The sequence below is a fragment of the Actinoplanes aureus genome (assembly GCF_015704865.1).
Lineage (GTDB): Bacteria > Actinomycetota > Actinomycetes > Mycobacteriales > Micromonosporaceae > Actinoplanes > Actinoplanes aureus.
Genome location: NZ_JADQTO010000007.1, coordinates 292,028 through 307,394, shown reverse-complemented (window position 1 = coordinate 307,394; position 15,367 = coordinate 292,028). Strand labels below are relative to the sequence as shown.

Annotated in this window: 13 protein-coding genes; 9 read left to right on the top strand and 4 right to left on the bottom strand. The window is 69.0% G+C overall.

Translation table 11 applies throughout. The annotated features are described in order from the left end of the window. Positions 1–119 precede the first annotated feature (119 nt). Positions 120–2,519, top strand: coding sequence for a DNA helicase PcrA (pcrA, locus tag I4J89_RS17555; RefSeq protein WP_196415050.1), 2,400 nt, complete (start codon positions 120–122; stop codon positions 2,517–2,519). Between the two features lie 56 nt (positions 2,520–2,575). On the opposite strand, the gene I4J89_RS17550 is transcribed toward pcrA, so the two are convergent. After that, positions 2,576–3,358, bottom strand: a complete 783-nt coding sequence (locus I4J89_RS17550; protein WP_196415049.1) for a M23 family metallopeptidase — start codon at positions 3,356–3,358, stop codon at positions 2,576–2,578. A 137-nt stretch (positions 3,359–3,495) separates the two neighbouring features. Further along, a complete protein-coding gene (locus tag I4J89_RS17545) occupies positions 3,496–4,239 on the bottom strand; it encodes a M23 family metallopeptidase (protein WP_196415048.1) in 744 nt (247 codons plus the stop codon). A 417-nt stretch (positions 4,240–4,656) separates the two neighbouring features. Between I4J89_RS17545 and icmB the strand changes: the two genes are divergently transcribed. From icmB to I4J89_RS17525, 4 genes are all read left to right on the top strand, one after another. Next, positions 4,657–5,061, top strand: coding sequence for a coenzyme B12-dependent isobutyryl CoA mutase small subunit (gene icmB / locus I4J89_RS17540; protein ID WP_196415047.1), 405 nt, complete (start codon positions 4,657–4,659; stop codon positions 5,059–5,061). A gap of 661 nt (positions 5,062–5,722) precedes the next feature. After that, the gene (sucC, locus tag I4J89_RS17535; RefSeq protein ID WP_196415046.1) at positions 5,723–6,901 is read left to right on the top strand and encodes an ADP-forming succinate--CoA ligase subunit beta; all 1,179 of its coding nucleotides are present in this window, start codon (positions 5,723–5,725) and stop codon (positions 6,899–6,901) included. A 4-nt stretch (positions 6,902–6,905) separates the two neighbouring features. Beyond that, positions 6,906–7,793, top strand: coding sequence for a succinate--CoA ligase subunit alpha (gene sucD, locus I4J89_RS17530; protein WP_196415045.1), 888 nt, complete (start codon positions 6,906–6,908; stop codon positions 7,791–7,793). Positions 7,794–7,955: 162 nt separating this feature from the next. Next, positions 7,956–9,386 (top strand): cell division protein PerM, encoded by a 1,431-nt coding sequence (locus tag I4J89_RS17525; protein WP_196415044.1) that lies wholly within the window; start codon positions 7,956–7,958, stop codon positions 9,384–9,386. A gap of 34 nt (positions 9,387–9,420) precedes the next feature. On the opposite strand, the gene I4J89_RS17520 is transcribed toward I4J89_RS17525, so the two are convergent. Beyond that, positions 9,421–9,765, bottom strand: a complete 345-nt coding sequence (locus I4J89_RS17520; protein WP_196415043.1) for a DUF4190 domain-containing protein — start codon at positions 9,763–9,765, stop codon at positions 9,421–9,423. Positions 9,766–9,910: 145 nt separating this feature from the next. Between I4J89_RS17520 and purN the strand changes: the two genes are divergently transcribed. The 3 genes from purN to mdh all read left to right on the top strand — a co-directional run bounded on the left by purN (position 9,911) and on the right by mdh (position 13,283). Further along, a complete protein-coding gene (purN, locus tag I4J89_RS17515; RefSeq protein WP_196415042.1) occupies positions 9,911–10,528 on the top strand; it encodes a phosphoribosylglycinamide formyltransferase in 618 nt (205 codons plus the stop codon). Continuing rightward, positions 10,525–12,090, top strand: a complete 1,566-nt coding sequence (purH, locus tag I4J89_RS17510; RefSeq protein ID WP_196415041.1) for a bifunctional phosphoribosylaminoimidazolecarboxamide formyltransferase/IMP cyclohydrolase — start codon at positions 10,525–10,527, stop codon at positions 12,088–12,090. The genes purN and purH overlap by 4 nt, the downstream gene beginning before the upstream one ends. Before the next feature lie 242 nt (positions 12,091–12,332). Continuing rightward, positions 12,333–13,283, top strand: coding sequence for a malate dehydrogenase (mdh, locus tag I4J89_RS17505; RefSeq protein ID WP_196415040.1), 951 nt, complete (start codon positions 12,333–12,335; stop codon positions 13,281–13,283). A gap of 119 nt (positions 13,284–13,402) precedes the next feature. On the opposite strand, the gene I4J89_RS17500 is transcribed toward mdh, so the two are convergent. After that, positions 13,403–13,993, bottom strand: coding sequence for a hypothetical protein (locus I4J89_RS17500; RefSeq protein ID WP_196415039.1), 591 nt, complete (start codon positions 13,991–13,993; stop codon positions 13,403–13,405). A gap of 113 nt (positions 13,994–14,106) precedes the next feature. On the opposite strand from I4J89_RS17500, the gene I4J89_RS17495 reads away from it, so the two are divergent. After that, a complete protein-coding gene (locus I4J89_RS17495) occupies positions 14,107–15,321 on the top strand; it encodes an NADP-dependent isocitrate dehydrogenase (protein ID WP_196415038.1) in 1,215 nt (404 codons plus the stop codon). Positions 15,322–15,367: the final 46 nt, after the last annotated feature.

Below are 15,367 nucleotides of genomic sequence, written 5' to 3'. Positions count from 1 at the left end.
GTGGATCAGTTGACGCGGCGCCACCACTTCGAGGTGACAAATCGATTGCTCAGTGCCGATGTCCGCGCCCCTCGGCGGCGGATTTTCTGTCGGTGGGTCGGCATACACTGGCTCCCGCGATGCGACCTACCTCAGAACCTTCCGAAGCCCTGTTCTCCCTGCCCGCGGTGCGGGCTCCGGAGGCGCCCCGGCCAGCACCCCGGCGGCTGGACCCGGAGTCCCTGCTCACCGGCCTGAACGGCCCTCAGCGGGACGCGGTGACCCACTCCGGGTCCCCCTTGCTCATCGTGGCCGGTGCCGGCTCGGGCAAGACCCGGGTGCTGACCCATCGGATCGCCTATCTGCTCGCCGAGCGGGATGTGCACCCCGGTCAGATCATCGCGATCACCTTCACCAACAAGGCCGCCGGGGAGATGAAGGAGCGGGTGGCCCATCTGGTCGGTCCGCGTGCCCGGCTGATGTGGGTGTCGACCTTCCACTCCGCGTGCGTGCGGATCCTGCGGGCCGAGCACGAGCACGCCGGGCTGAAGAGCACGTTCTCGATCTACGACGCGGACGACTCACGCCGGTTGATGCAGATGGTCGCCCGCGAGCTCGATCTGGACCCGAAGAGGTACACGGCTCGTGGACTCGCCGCCCAGGTGTCGAACCTGAAGAACGAGCTGGTCGAGCCGGATGATTTCAAGCAGAAGGCCAAGGGGCCCAACGAGCGGGCCGTCGCCGAGGCCTACGAGCTGTACCAGCGGCGGCTGCGCGAGGCGCACGCGCTCGACTTCGACGACATCATCATGGCCACGGTGCACCTCTTCCAGTCGCATCCGCACGTGGCGGAGGTGTATCGGCGACGGTTCCGGCACGTGCTGGTCGATGAGTACCAGGACACCAACCACGCGCAGTACACGCTGGTGCGCGAGCTGGTCGGGCTGGAGGATCCCGCGGAGCTGTGCGTGGTCGGTGACGCGGACCAGTCGATCTACGCGTTCCGCGGCGCGACCATCCGCAACATCCTGGAGTTCGAGCGCGACTACCCGGACGCGCGGACCATCCTGCTGGAGCAGAACTACCGCTCCACCCAGACCATCCTCACCGCCGCCAACGCGGTGATCGACCGCAACACCTCCCGCAAGCCGAAACGGCTCTGGAGCGACCAGGGCGCCGGCGAGCAGATCGTCGGCTACGTCGCGGACACCGAGCACGCCGAGGCCGACTGGGTGGCCCGGGAGATCGACCGGCTGAGCGACAACCACGAGGTGCGCCCCGGCGATGTGGCGGTCTTCTACCGGACCAACGCGCAGTCCCGTGTCTTCGAGGAGGTGTTCATCCGTGTCGGGCTGCCGTACAAGGTGGTCGGCGGGGTGCGCTTCTACGAGCGCAAGGAGGTCCGGGACGCGCTGGCGTACCTGCGGGCGATCGTGAACGACGACGACACGGTGAGCATCCGGCGGGTTCTCAACACGCCGAAACGGGGCATCGGCGACCGTGCCGAGGCCTGCATCGAGGCGCTGTCGAGCCGGGACCGGATCTCGTTCGGCCAGGCGCTGCGTCACGCCAAGGACGCGCCGGGCATCTCCACCCGTGCGGTCAACAGCATCGGTGACTTCGTGCAGCTCCTCGACGACGTGCGCGACCTGTCCCGGACCGCCCCGCCGGAGGAGGTGCTGGAGGCGGTTCTCCAGCGCTCCGGCCTGCTCAGCGAGCTGGAGGAGAGCCTCGACCCGCAAGACCAGGGCCGCGTGGAGAACCTCCAGGAGCTGGTGAGCGTCGCGCGGGAGTACACCGAGCGGGTCGAGGCCCAGGCCGAGGAGGGGGAGGAGCCGGCCGCGACGCTGGCCGGCTTCCTGGAGCAGGTGGCGCTCGTGGCCGATGCTGATCAGATTCCCAGCGACGACCCGGAGCACCAGGGCGTGGTCACGCTGATGACCCTGCACACCGCGAAAGGCCTGGAGTTCCCGGTGGTCTTCCTGACCGGGCTGGAGGACGGGGTCTTCCCGCACATGCGGGCACTCGGCGACAACACCGAGCTGGAGGAGGAGCGCCGGCTGGCGTATGTGGGGATTACCCGCGCCCGGCAGCGCCTCTACCTCTCCCGGGCGGTCACCCGGTCGGCGTGGGGTCAGCCGCAGTACAACCCGCCGTCACGTTTCACCGACGAGCTGCCGGCGGAGCTGGTGCGGTGGGAGCGGACCGGTGGGTCGTACACGTCCTGGTCGGGGACGGGCGGCGGCGTGGGCGGCCGCGGTGGGGGAGACCGCCAGCGTGGCGGCGGCTTCGCCGGGGGTACGCCGAAGGCGCAGCGGATCGCCGAGCGCCTGGGCATCGACGGCAGCAAGCTGGCCACCGCGAGCGAGCTGAAGCAGGGACCGAAGGTCGATCCCGGGGACCGGGTCAACCACCAGAGGTACGGGTTGGGCCGGGTGCTCGCCGTGGAGGGCCACGGTCCGGGCACCCGGGCCCAGATCGACTTCGGTGACCAGGTGATGTGGCTGGTGCTGCGGCACGCGCCGATCGAGAAGATCTGACTACTCGCCCGCCGGTGAGCAGGTGATCGTGCTGCGGCACGCGCCGATGGATCTGACTACTCGGCGCAGCCGGGGATCGCGACTCCGTGCTCGCGCATCCACGCGGTCGGCTCGAGCGGGTTCTGGAAGTGGCCCTGGTGCACCTCGAAGTGCAGGTGGGGCCCGGTCGAGTGCCCGGTCGAGCCTTCGTCGCCGACCAGCTCACCGGCCTTGACGGTCTGGCCCGCCGCGACGTGGATCGCGGAGAGGTGCCCGTAGTGGGTGAGGTACCCGTTGCCGTGGTCGATCAGGATCGCGCTGCCGTAGCCGCCGTTGACGCCCGCGGAGACCACCACACCGGCACCGGCCGCGACGATCGGCGCGCCGTGCGGGGCGGCGAGGTCCACGCCGGCGTGCAGGCGGCCCCAGCGCTGCCCGAAGCACGAGGTGACCTCGGCGGCGGAGAGCGGGTGCACCCACTTCGCGACCGGGACCGGGCGGGCCTTCCGCTGAGCCGTGGACACGGCCGGCGCGACCGAGTCGTCCTCGGTGTCGGTCCCGTCGCGGAACTCCTTGCCCGGGGCCTCGTCACCGGCCGGCGGGACGATGGGCAGCGCGGCCGTGGGATGCGCGGCGGTGACGTGCTCGGTGGGTGAGTTCTCCGCGCCGCCGATCGGGGCCGCCGTCGCCGAGACGCCGGCCGCGCCGATCCCGGCGGCAAGCGTCGCGCTCAGCGCGGTGACCGAGATGGCTGACCGGGAACGGGTGGCGAAGAGTGCGGGGAAAGCGGGGCCACGATGACGGTGCAGCAACTCCTGGCGGTGCCGGCCGCCCCGGCCTGATGTCGAATGCTGCCCCACGCGGTGTGTCCTCCCGACTTACGTGACGATTGCTGTCACGTTCCTGTCGGCCCCGGACACCGGTTCGTTGACCTATGGCGATGGGGTTCTACCAACATGCAACCGAGTGGTTTGACCCGATTGCGCCCGGAAAGGGGTTAAGAAGCGGCTTCGGCCGCCGCGATCCCGGCATACACCGACTCGATCTGGAGCTTGATGTCGACACCCTGGGCCTTGAGGAAGACGATCGGGTCGACCGGGGTGCCGTCCTCGTGGATCTCGAGGTGCAGGTGCGTCCCGTACGAGTACCCGGTGTTGCCCACCTCGCCGATCACCTGACCGGCCTTGACGACGTCGCCCGTCTTCACCAGCAGGCGCCGCGAGTGGGCGTAGATGATCTCAGTGCCGTCATCCTGCTGGACCGTGATCGAGTAGCCGTAGCCACCGTTGTAACCGGCCTTGGTGACCTTGCCCCCGTGGATCGCCTTGTAGGGCGTCCCGTCCGGCGCGGCCAGGTCGATGCCGGCGTGCAGCTTGCCGAACCGCACACCGTACGGCGAGGTGAACTGGTAGTCGTCGAGCGGCAGGAGGTAGATCTCCTGCGTGGCGGCCTCGGCGCCGAGCTCAGCGCTGGCGGCACGGTCGTTGCTCCGGGAGGCGCGGGTGTCCTCCTTGGCGCGCTTGTCCAGCGCGTCCGCGGCGACCTGGGAGGTCTCGAGGCTCTTCAGTACATCCGGGCTGACGGCCTTGGCGTCCGGCAGATTGGAGGCCGCTCCGAGAGCGACGACGCCGGCGCCGACGAAAGCAGAGGTGACGACGACGGCGTAGCGGCTGCGGGGAGGGGTAGGTACACGGCGGCGGCCGCGATAGCGATCGGGCTCAGACGACAAGCGCTGGCGCACGAACAACCCTCCGTTGGTGGCATTGCGGCGGCACCGCCAGATCCCGCAACTGAGCGGTAAACGGTGGTTGGCCGGGCCGTCGCTGTGGGGGAACCTGTGCGACAGCCGTGGGCCACGGTAACGAAACGGCTGCTGGGTCACAAGTCGCAGCGCCAATTTCGTGACAGTTCCTGGTCAGCATTGATCAGCGATTGTCCGAATTGGTTACCTTTTACAGTGGCTGTTATCGCGACCGTACGTGATCGTCGTCAAAACGCAAAGTAATGTGACCGGGAGAACTATTCAACTCGTCCGCGGTCTTCCGCCCGGTGCTACCCCGGCCCGGCGTCGCAGGTTACCGTTCGTTCAGGTGACCGCGGGGGCGACCCGGACGGCGACGCCCGGCACCGGGGTCGGAGAGAGCCCGAAGGGGTCAGCATGCAAGCACGGATCAGGGTCGTCGTCGCGAAGCCTGGGCTGGATGGGCACGACCGCGGTGCCAAGGTGGTGGCGCGGGCACTACGTGACGCCGGCATGGAAGTCGTCTACACCGGGCTGCACCAGACGCCCGAGCAGATCGTGGAGACCGCCATTCAGGAGGATGCCGGCGCCATCGGCCTCTCGGTCCTGTCCGGGGCGCACATGACGCTCTTCCGGAGAGTGCTGGAGCTGTTGGCGGAACGTGACGCGGCCGACATCGTGGTATTCGGCGGCGGCATCATTCCGGAGGACGACATCACCGAATTGAAATCACTCGGCGTAGCCAACATATTCACTCCGGGTGCGACGACGGCGTCCATCGTCGAATGGGTACGCGCCAATGTCGGAGCGCCGGTCTCCTGATTCGATCCCACAGCACGCGGCCGCCGGATCCGGCGGCAGGCAAGGGGAGAGGCCGGACGCACCCCTCACACGTCCGGCCTCTCTATGCGCGATGCCCCGCCGCCACCCCTCGACCGACAGGGCATCGGCCGCTTCCTTGCGGTGCGCCGTAGCGCTCCGACACCACACTCAACGACGCCCTTCTCCGGCGGGTTACGCGCGATCGCGTGACTCTTTTCGTCATTTTGGCGGATCTGATCTTCTTCCCAAGATCCAATTCTTCGACCGCTGCCGTGCCGTCGACGGGCGGGATGTGCGAAACGGGTGTCGAGCATCGAGGGTTCAAGTGGTGTGACGGTGGGGAGGATGGTGTGGACGGGGCGTTCGTGAAAGCGCCGCCAGGCCCGCCGCGAATTCTCTGTGTGCACACAGTGCGCAGTCGCATCAAGCGGCTCGGAGCTGCGTTTTCGTCACTCTGGTGTGTGGTCTTGCACACCGTGCACCCGCGCGGCCACCGGGGTCGAAACGGTCGCTAGTCTGCGGGTGACGGCCTGTTCGCGACGTGCGGATGGCCGGACGATCCTCACGCTGGCGGCGCTGCTGCTGCGACGCGCCGCGCACACAGGTCGGGACGCAACGGTGCGGCTTGCCGGCGCTTGGCGTCGCGAGCGAAAGGAGACACGTGGACCTGTTCGAGTATCAGGGGCGCGACCTGTTCGAACGGCACGGGCTGCCCGTGCTGGGCGGCGGCGTCGCCGAGACCCCGCAGGAGGCCCGGGCGATCGCCGAGCGGCTGGGCGGCAAGGTCGTCGTCAAGGCGCAGGTGAAGGTCGGAGGCCGAGGCAAGGCGGGCGGCGTCAAGCTGGCCGACGGCCCGGACGAGGCGGAGGCTCGCGCCACCGACATCCTGGGCATGGACATCAAGGGCCACACGGTCCACAAGGTGATGCTGGCCGAGACGGCCGACATCAAGGAGGAGTACTACTTCTCCTACCTGCTGGACCGGGCCAACCGTACGTTCCTCTGCATCGCCAGCGTCGCCGGTGGTATGGAGATCGAGACGGTCGCCGAGGAGGACCCGGACCGGGTCGCCAAGATCGCGATCGACGCGAGCAAGGGCGTGGACGAGGCGAAGGCGCGCGAGATCGTCACCGCCGCCAAGTTCCCGGCCGACATCGCCGACCAGGTCGTCGACATCGCGGTGAAGCTGTGGCAGGCATTCGTCGCCGAGGACGCCACGCTGGTCGAGGTCAACCCGCTGGCCAAGGTGGGCGACGGCCGCGTGCTGGCCCTGGACGCCAAGGTCACGCTGGACGAGAACGCCGGCTTCCGGCACCCCGACCACGAGGCGCTCGAGGACAAGTCCGCGGTCGACCCGCTGGAGCAGGCCGCCAAGGCGAAGAACCTCAACTACGTCAAGCTGGACGGCGAGGTCGGCATCATCGGCAACGGCGCCGGCCTGGTCATGTCGACTCTGGACGTGGTGGCGTACGCGGGCGAGAAGCACGGCAACGTGAAGCCCGCCAACTTCCTCGACATCGGTGGTGGCGCCAGCGCCCAGGTGATGGCGAACGGTCTGGAGATCGTGCTCGGCGACCCGGCCGTGAAGTCCGTGTTCGTCAACGTCTTCGGCGGCATCACCGCCTGCGACGCGGTGGCCAACGGCATCGTCCAGGCCCTCGCGCTGCTCGCGGAACGCGGCGAGCAGGTCACCAAGCCGCTCGTGGTCCGCCTCGACGGCAACAACGCCGAGGCCGGCCGTGCCATCCTCGACGGAGCGAACAACCCGCTGGTCCAGCGGGTGGACACGATGGACGGAGCGGCCGAGCGCGCCGCCGAGCTCGCGGCTGCGGGGAAGTGAACTAATGGCTATCTGGCTCACCAAGGACTCCAAGGTCATCGTCCAGGGCATCACCGGCTCGGAGGGCTCCAAGCACACCCGCCGGATGCTCGCCGCGGGCACCCAGGTCGTCGGTGGCGTGAACCCGCGCAAGGCCGGCACCAAGGTGGACTTCGACGGCACCGAGCTGCCGGTCTTCGCGACCGTCGCCGAGGCGATCAAGGAGACCGGCGCGGACGCGTCGGTCATCTTCGTACCGCCGGCGTTTACCAAGGCCGCGGTGGTCGAGGCGATCGACGCCGAGATCCCGCTCGCCGTGGTGATCACCGAGGGCGTGCCGGTGCAGGACTCGGCCGCCTTCTGGGCGTACAACGTGGCCAAGGGTGAGAAGACCCGGATCATCGGGCCGAACTGCCCGGGCATCGCCTCGCCGGGCGCGTCGAACGCCGGCATCATCCCGGCCGACATCACCCCGCAGGGCCGGATCGGCCTGGTCAGCAAGAGCGGCACGCTGACCTACCAGCTCATGTACGAGCTGCGCGACTTCGGCTTCTCCACCTGCGTGGGCATCGGCGGTGACCCGGTCATCGGCACCACCCACATCGACGCGCTGAAGGCGTTCCAGGAGGACCCGGAGACCGACGCGATCGTCATGATCGGTGAGATCGGTGGCGACGCCGAGGAGCGGGCCGCCGAGTTCATCAAGGCGAACGTGACCAAGCCGGTGGTCGGCTACATCGCCGGCTTCACCGCCCCGCCCGGAAAGACGATGGGCCACGCCGGCGCCATCATCTCCGGCTCGGCGGGCACCGCCGACGCGAAGAAGGCGGCCCTCGAGGCGGCCGGCGTCAAGGTCGGCAAGACGCCGAGCGAGACGGCCCGCCTCATGCGCGAGGTCATGAGCGCTGCTTAGGCGAAAAGGCCCAACGCCAGTGCTGTCTCGCTCGCGCGGAGACGACACTGGCGTTGGGCTCAGGGTGTACGCGCTGCCGGTCGGGCCCGTGAGGGCCCGATCGGCGGCGCGCCGCCGTTTCTGCATCGCTGTGAGCGCCGCGGCGTGAAAAGGTAGTCGGCGATGCCCAGCACAACAGACCGGCCAGACGGCTCGGAGGACCCGTTCGCGGTCGCCGAGGCGCTCCAGTCTGTGGTGCGCGATACCGAGCCGCTCGAACCCGGGCCCGCGGAGCCGGAGGACGACCGGCGGGACACCCTCGTGGTCGACGACGCGATGCTCGGGCGCCGGGACACGGTCCGGCTGCCCGCCCAGCGCCGGCCGCAGGACTCGGCGAGCCGGGCGCCACTGCTCGTGGCGGCGCTCTTCGCCACCTGCTGGGCGGCTCTGCTGACCTACCTGCCGGTGGCCGCCGTGATCGGGCTGGCCCGGACCCTGGAGGGTGCCGGCGACATCGGCGGGGCCGCACACGCCGGGCTGGCCGCCTGGTTGCTGGGCCACGGCGTACCGATCGGGACCTCGATCGGCCCGCTCGCTGTCACTCCGCTGCTGCTCACGCTGCTGGTGATATGGCGGCTCAACCGGGCGGGACTGCACGTCACCCGCGCGGTGGGTGCCCGGCGGACCGGGTCGACCGGTCGCGCGCTGCTCGTGGCGGTCACCGTCGGTCTCGCGTACGCCTCGGTGGGAGCCCTGGGTGCCTATCTGGTCGACGGTCGCGGCACTGAGGTCTCCACCAGCCGGGCCGCGTGGCATTTCCTCGCCCTCGGCGTCGCCGGGGCGCTGATCGGGTCGCTGCGCGGCACTGACGCGCTCTCCGTGCTGGCCCGGCGGGTTCCGCCGGTGCTGCGGCACGGGCTGCGGGCCGGGCTGGTGGCGGCCTTCCTGATGCTGGCCGCGGGCGCGGTCGCCGGTGGGCTCTCGCTGGCGCTCGGCGGCGGCCAGGCCGCCGAGATGATCGCCGCCTATCGCACCGGTGTGGCCGGCCAGGCCGGGATCACCCTGATCAGCATCGGGTACGCGGTGAACGCCGCCATCTGGGCCGCCGCCTACCTGCTCGGGCCGGGTTTCGCGCTCGGCACCGACTCGGTGATCCGGCTGACCGAGGTCACCGTCGGCCCGTTGCCGACCCTGCCGCTGCTCGCCGGCCTGCCGGACGGGCCGATGGGCGCGGGCGGGACGGCCCTGCTGGCGCTGCCGGTGGTCGCCGGTGCCGCCGCGGGCTGGCTGCTCACCCAGCGGCTACGACACGGCCGCAGCGGCGTCCGGCGTTCCGGCCGGCGCGGCGGTACGGATGTCGAAGAGCCCGCCTGGCTGCTGCTGGTCGGCGCGAGCCTGCTCTCCGGCCCGACCGCGGGTGTCGTGCTGGGGCTGCTCTGCTGGCTCTCCGGAGGGGCGCTCGGCGACGGCCGGCTCTCCCAAATCGGGCCGGACCCGCTGCACGTGTGCCTGGTCGGCGCGATCGTGGCCGGCGTGGCGGTGGCGATCGGTGCTGCCGCGGCCCGGCTGTTCGGCTCGGGCCGGCGTTCCGGACCGGTAGCCCGGAACCGGTGATCCGGCGCCGAAGCACCGGATCACCGGGTGTGGATCAGGCGTTCTGCTGGTCCTCGACCCACTTCTGGACGTCGAAGTCCTGAAGCGCGACCGACAGGATGATGAAGAGGATCGCGATCGCGATGCCGACCGCGCTGGTGACGATGCCGGCGATGGCGATGCCGCGGTTGTTCGCGAGGCCGGAGTCGACCTTCTTCTTACCGAGGAAGCCGAAGACGAGGCCGATGATGCCGAGAACGCCACCGATGTACGGGCAGCAGGCGGTCGGGATCGACACGATGCCCAGGATCATGCTGGTGAGGCCGAGGCCGTTCTGCGGTGCGGCACCGTAGGGTTGCTGGCCGGGCGGCGGTCCGTAAGCAGGAGGCGGGTATGACACGTTTCTCTCCTAGCGGGTTCGCCGCGAGCGGCGATCAATGACAAGTTTCAGTCTGCTGGCGCAGCGTAATGGATGTCAGCCGATTTGCGGTGACCCGGAATGCCCCGTTGTCGGCCGTCACACCCTGCGGCGATAGGGTGCACAGGTGATTGACCCCGCGCCCGCCCGCCTGGTCGTCCTCATCTCCGGCTCGGGCAGCAACCTGCAAGCTCTTCTCGACGCGGCCGCCGACCCGGCGTACGGCGCACAGGTGGTGGCCGTGGGAGCCGACCGGGACGGCATCGCCGGACTGGACCGGGCCGCCGAGGCCGGGATTCCCACGTTCGTGGATTCGGTGAAGGCGTACCCGACCCGTGACGACTGGGATGCCGCGCTCACGTCGCACGTCCTGGAGTATCGGCCGGATCTGGTGATCTCGGCCGGCTTTCTGAAACTGGTCGGCAAGCAGTTCCTGGACGCGTTCGGCGACCGGTACATCAACACGCACAACGCGCTTCTGCCGGCCTTTCCCGGCATTCACGGGCCGCGTGACGCGCTCGCGTACGGCGTCAAGATCGCCGGCGCGACGCTGTTCTTCGTCGACGCCGGCGTCGACACCGGCCCGATCATCGCCCAGGTCGCCGTGCCCGTGCTCGACGACGACACGGAGGAGACGCTCACCGAGCGGATCAAGGTCGCCGAACGGGCACAGTTGGTGGAGTACGTGGGCCGGCTGGTCCGTGAGGGCTGGACCATCGAGGACAGAAAGGTACGGATCCCGTGAGTTCCGCTTCTGACGAGGGGCGTCGTCCGATCAAGCGGGCGCTGCTGAGCGTCTGGTACAAGGACGGCATCGTCGAGCTGGCCCAGGCCCTGCACGCGGCCGGGGTGGAGATCGTCTCGACCGGCTCGACCGCGTCGACCGTGGAGAAGGCCGGCGTGCCGGTGACCCGGGTCGAGGAACTGACCGGCTTCCCCGAGGTCCTCAGCGACCGGGTCAAGACGCTGCACCCGCGTGTGCACGCCGGGCTCCTCGCCGACCTGCGGCTCGACAGCCACGTGCAGGAGCTGCGGGAGCTGGACATCGAGCCGTTCGACCTGCTGGTCAGCAACCTCTACCCGTTCACTGAGACGGTCGCCTCGGGTGCGGGCGAGGAGGAATGCATCGCCAAGATTGACATCGGTGGACCGGCGATGGTGCGGGCGGCCGCGAAGAATCACGCCTCGGTGGCCGTGGTGACGGCGGTTTCGGCGTACCCCCTGGTTTTGGAGGCCGTCAAGGACGGCGGTTTCACGCTGACGCAGCGCAAGCTGCTGGCGGCTCGCGCCTTCGCGGACATCGCGGAGTACGACGTGGCGGTCGCCAACTGGTGCGCCACCGTGCTCGCGCCCTCGGAGTGGCCGGAGTTCGCCGGGATCGCCCTTCGCCGGGACAACACGCTGCGTTACGGGGAGAACCCGCATCAGGAAGCCGCGCTCTATGTCGACCCGGGTGCGCCGGTCGGGCTTGCCCAGGCGACGCAGCTGCACGGCAAGGAGATGTCCTACAACAACTACGTCGACGCGGATGCCGCGTGGCGCAGCGCCAACGACTTCACCTCACCGTGCGTGGCGATCATCAAGCATGCCAACCCGTGCGGCATCGCGGTCGGCCCGGACGTGGCTTCGGCGCACCGGAAGGCGCACGAGTGCGACCCGGTGTCGGCGTTCGGTGGCGTCGTGGCGGTCAACCAGGAGGTGACCCTTCCCCTCGCGCAGCAGCTCTCGGAGATCTTCACCGAGGTGATCGTGGCGCCGTCCTATGCGCCGGACGCCCTTGCGGTGCTCCAAGAGAAGAAGAACCTGCGCGTGCTGGTCGCGCCCGCCTGGAACCCGCCGCCCGCGGAGATCAAGCAGGTCGGCGGTGGTGTCCTCGTGCAGATGGCGGACCGGATCGATGCGCCCGGCGACGATCCGGCCGGGTGGGAGCTGGCGTGTGGCGAGCCCGCGTCTCCCGCCGATCTCGCGGACCTCGCCTTCGCGTGGCGGGCTATCCGCAGTGTGAAGAGCAACGCGATCCTGCTGGCGCGGGATGAGGCGACTGTCGGGGTTGGGATGGGGCAGGTCAATCGGGTGGACTCCGCTCGGCTGGCCGTCGAGCGTGCCGGTGCGGAGCGGGCCAGCGGGAGTGTGGCGGCTTCGGACGCGTTCTTCCCGTTCCCGGATGGGCTTGAGGTGCTGATCAAGGCCGGGGTCAAGGCGGTTGTGCAGCCTGGTGGGTCCATCAGGGACAACCTGGTGATCGAGGCTGCGGAGAAGGCTGGTCTTACGGTTTATCTGACGGGGACGCGGCACTTCTATCACTGATCTGCTTGCTTGACGGGGGCGCCGGGCTCGACGAGCCGGCGTCCCCGTTTGCGTGCAGAGGTACGGCGAACGGCGCTCCAGGGCTGTGGACAACCCGCGACTTCCTGTGGACAACGCCGATCGGTGGCAGGATCGGGACGTATGAGTGGCTTATTTCGCGTTGAGCCGACCGCCTCGTAATGCGCCGTTTACCGGCTGATACGGTCGCGAAAATATCGCCCGGACACTGGGAGAGCAGAGCTATGGGCAAGAAGGTAACCGTCGTAGGCGCCGGTTTCTACGGGTCCACGACCGCGCAGCGTCTCGCCGAGTACGACATCTTCGAGACGGTGGTTCTCACCGACATCATCGAGGGCAAGCCCGCCGGCCTGGCGCTCGACCTCAACCAGTCCCGCGCGATCGAGGGCTACGAGACCAAGGTCATCGGCGCCAGCACCGGCCCGAACGGTGAGGGCTACGAGGCGATCGAGGGTTCCGACGTGGTCGTCGTGACCGCCGGCCTGCCGCGTAAGCCGGGCATGAGCCGGATGGACCTGCTCGAGGTCAACGCCAAGATCGTGCGCCAGGTCGCGGAGAACATCGCGAAGTACGCCCCGAACGCCGTCGTCATCGTCGTCTCCAATCCGGTCGACGAGATGACCGCGCTCGCTCAGCTCGCCACCCAGTTCCCGAAGAACCGCGTCTTCGGCCAGGCCGGCGTGCTCGACACCGCCCGCTTCACCAACTTCATCGCCGAGGAGCTCAACGTCCCGGTGAAGAGCGTCAAGGCGCTTACCCTCGGCTCGCACGGCGACACCATGGTGCCGGTCCCGTCGCGCTGCACCGTGGACGGCAAGCCGCTCTCCGAGCTGCTGCCGGCCGACAAGATCGAGGAGCTGGTGGTCCGGACCCGCAACGGTGGCGCCGAGGTGGTCGCGCTGCTGAAGACCGGCTCGGCGTACTACGCCCCGTCGGCCGCCGCGGCCCGGATGGCCAAGGCCGTGGCCGAGGACTCCGGTGTGGTCATGCCGGTCTGCGCGTGGGTGGACGGCGAGTACGGCATTTCCGGCGTCTACCTGGGCGTCGAGGCCGAGCTGGGCGCGCAGGGCATCAAGAAGGTCGTCGAGGACAAGCTCACCGACACCGAGCTGGCCGGCCTCAAGGAGGCCGCCGAGGCGGTCCGCGCCAAGCAGGCGGACGTCGCGGGTCTCTGACCTCAGCGCGCGAGATCACTGCGGGAGAGGCCGGGGCAGCAGACCCCGGCCTTCTCCCTTTCTGGTACGGGTCTCACAAGGCCGAACCCAGCTACACATGCACCGCTTGCTCCGGCCGGTCACCCGGCATTCGTCATGGCGAGCACCAGGGTCAGCGCCGCACCGGTGACGACCGCCGCGGCGGTGCCGAGCAACCACCGCCGGGTCCACAGCTCGCCGGCCCGGAGAAGTGTCTGCGCCAGGGCCGACAGCATCACCACGAAGCCGCTGAGCACGATCGTGATCCAGCCCCATCGCGTCCCGGCCACCAGGTCGGCGCTGCCGTGGCCGAACATCTCTTCCGAGTTGCGGTTCGGGATGTACCAGAGCGCCGGAAAGGCGGCCACCGCCCCGGCGGCGTAGAAGCCCAGCAGCAGCGCACGGTGCAGACGGTCTCGCAGGGCGATCGCCAGGCAACCGGCGCTGGTGCCCACGGAGGCCATCACGATGCACCAGCCGGCCGCGGCCATTGCGGCCGGACCGCCGCCGGTCAGCTCGCCGGCTGTTTCGACGAGGTCGTCGTGGAGAAAGTATCCGGTGACCCCGGCCACAGCGATGACCGCGAGCCAGCCCAGTGCCGTACCGAAATCGCCGGCCCGCACCTGAACAGCTTCGACCCAGGTAAGGCCGTGGCGGGGCTGATAGCGCTTATCGGCACGCCGGATCTTCATCGCCTGGAATGGTAGAGGGGATCGCTAGAACGCGGGGCCGCCCGGCGATCTCCGACGGGCGGGCAGTACGCTCGTACTGCTAAGCGTGTGTTTCGGGAGAGGAGCGCCGGCCGATGGCGAAAATCAAGGTCAAGAACCCGGTCGTGGAGATCGACGGCGACGAGATGACCCGGATCATCTGGAAGCAGATCCGTGAGCAGCTGATCCTGCCGTACCTCGACGTGAACCTCGAGTACTACGACCTGTCGATCCAGTACCGCGACGAGACCGACGACCAGGTCACGATCGACTCGGCCAACGCCATCAAGCGGCACGGTGTGGGCGTCAAGTGCGCCACGATCACGCCGGACGAGGCCCGAGTACAGGAGTTCGGCCTCAAGAAGATGTGGCGGTCGCCGAACGGCACGATCCGTAACATCCTCGGCGGTGTCGTCTTCCGTGAGCCGATCATCATGTCGAACGTGCCCCGGCTGGTGCCCAGCTGGACCAAGCCGATCATCATCGGCCGGCACGCACACGGCGACCAGTACAAGGCGACCGACTTCGTCGCGCCGAAGGCCGGCAAGTTCACCGTCACCTTCACGCCGGAGGACGGCTCGGAGCCGCTGGAGTTCCACGTCGCGGACTTCCCGGCCGGTGGCGTCGGCATGGCGATGTACAACTTCGACGAGTCGATCCGCGACTTCGCGCGCGCCTCGTTCCGGTACGGCCTGGCCCGCAACTACCCGGTCTACCTGTCCACCAAGAACACGATCCTGAAGGCCTACGACGGGCGCTTCAAGGACCTGTTCGCGGAGATCTTCGAGACCGAGTTCGCCTCTGACTTCGCCGCGGCCGGCTTGACGTACGAGCACCGGCTGATCGACGACATGGTCGCCGCCGCGCTCAAGTGGGAGGGCGGCTACGTCTGGGCCTGCAAGAACTACGACGGTGACGTGCAGTCGGACACCGTGGCCCAGGGCTTCGGCTCGCTCGGCCTGATGACCTCGGTGCTGATGACCCCGGACGGCCAGACCGTCGAAGCCGAGGCCGCGCACGGCACGGTCACCCGGCACTACCGGCAGTGGCAGAAGGGCGAGAAGACCTCGACCAACCCGATCGCCTCGATCTTCGCCTGGACCGGTGGCCTCAAGCACCGCGGCAAGCTGGACGGCACCCCCGAGGTGACCACGTTCGCCGAGACGCTGGAAAAGGTCTGCATCGAGACCGTCGAGGGCGGCCAGATGACCAAGGACCTCGCGCTGCTCATCGGCCGCGACGCCCCGTGGCTGTCCACCGATGAGTTCATGAACGCGCTCGACGAGAACCTCGCTCGCAAACTGGCCTGATCTCGTACACCGAAAGCATCGAAGCCCGCCGGCTTTGCCGGCGGGC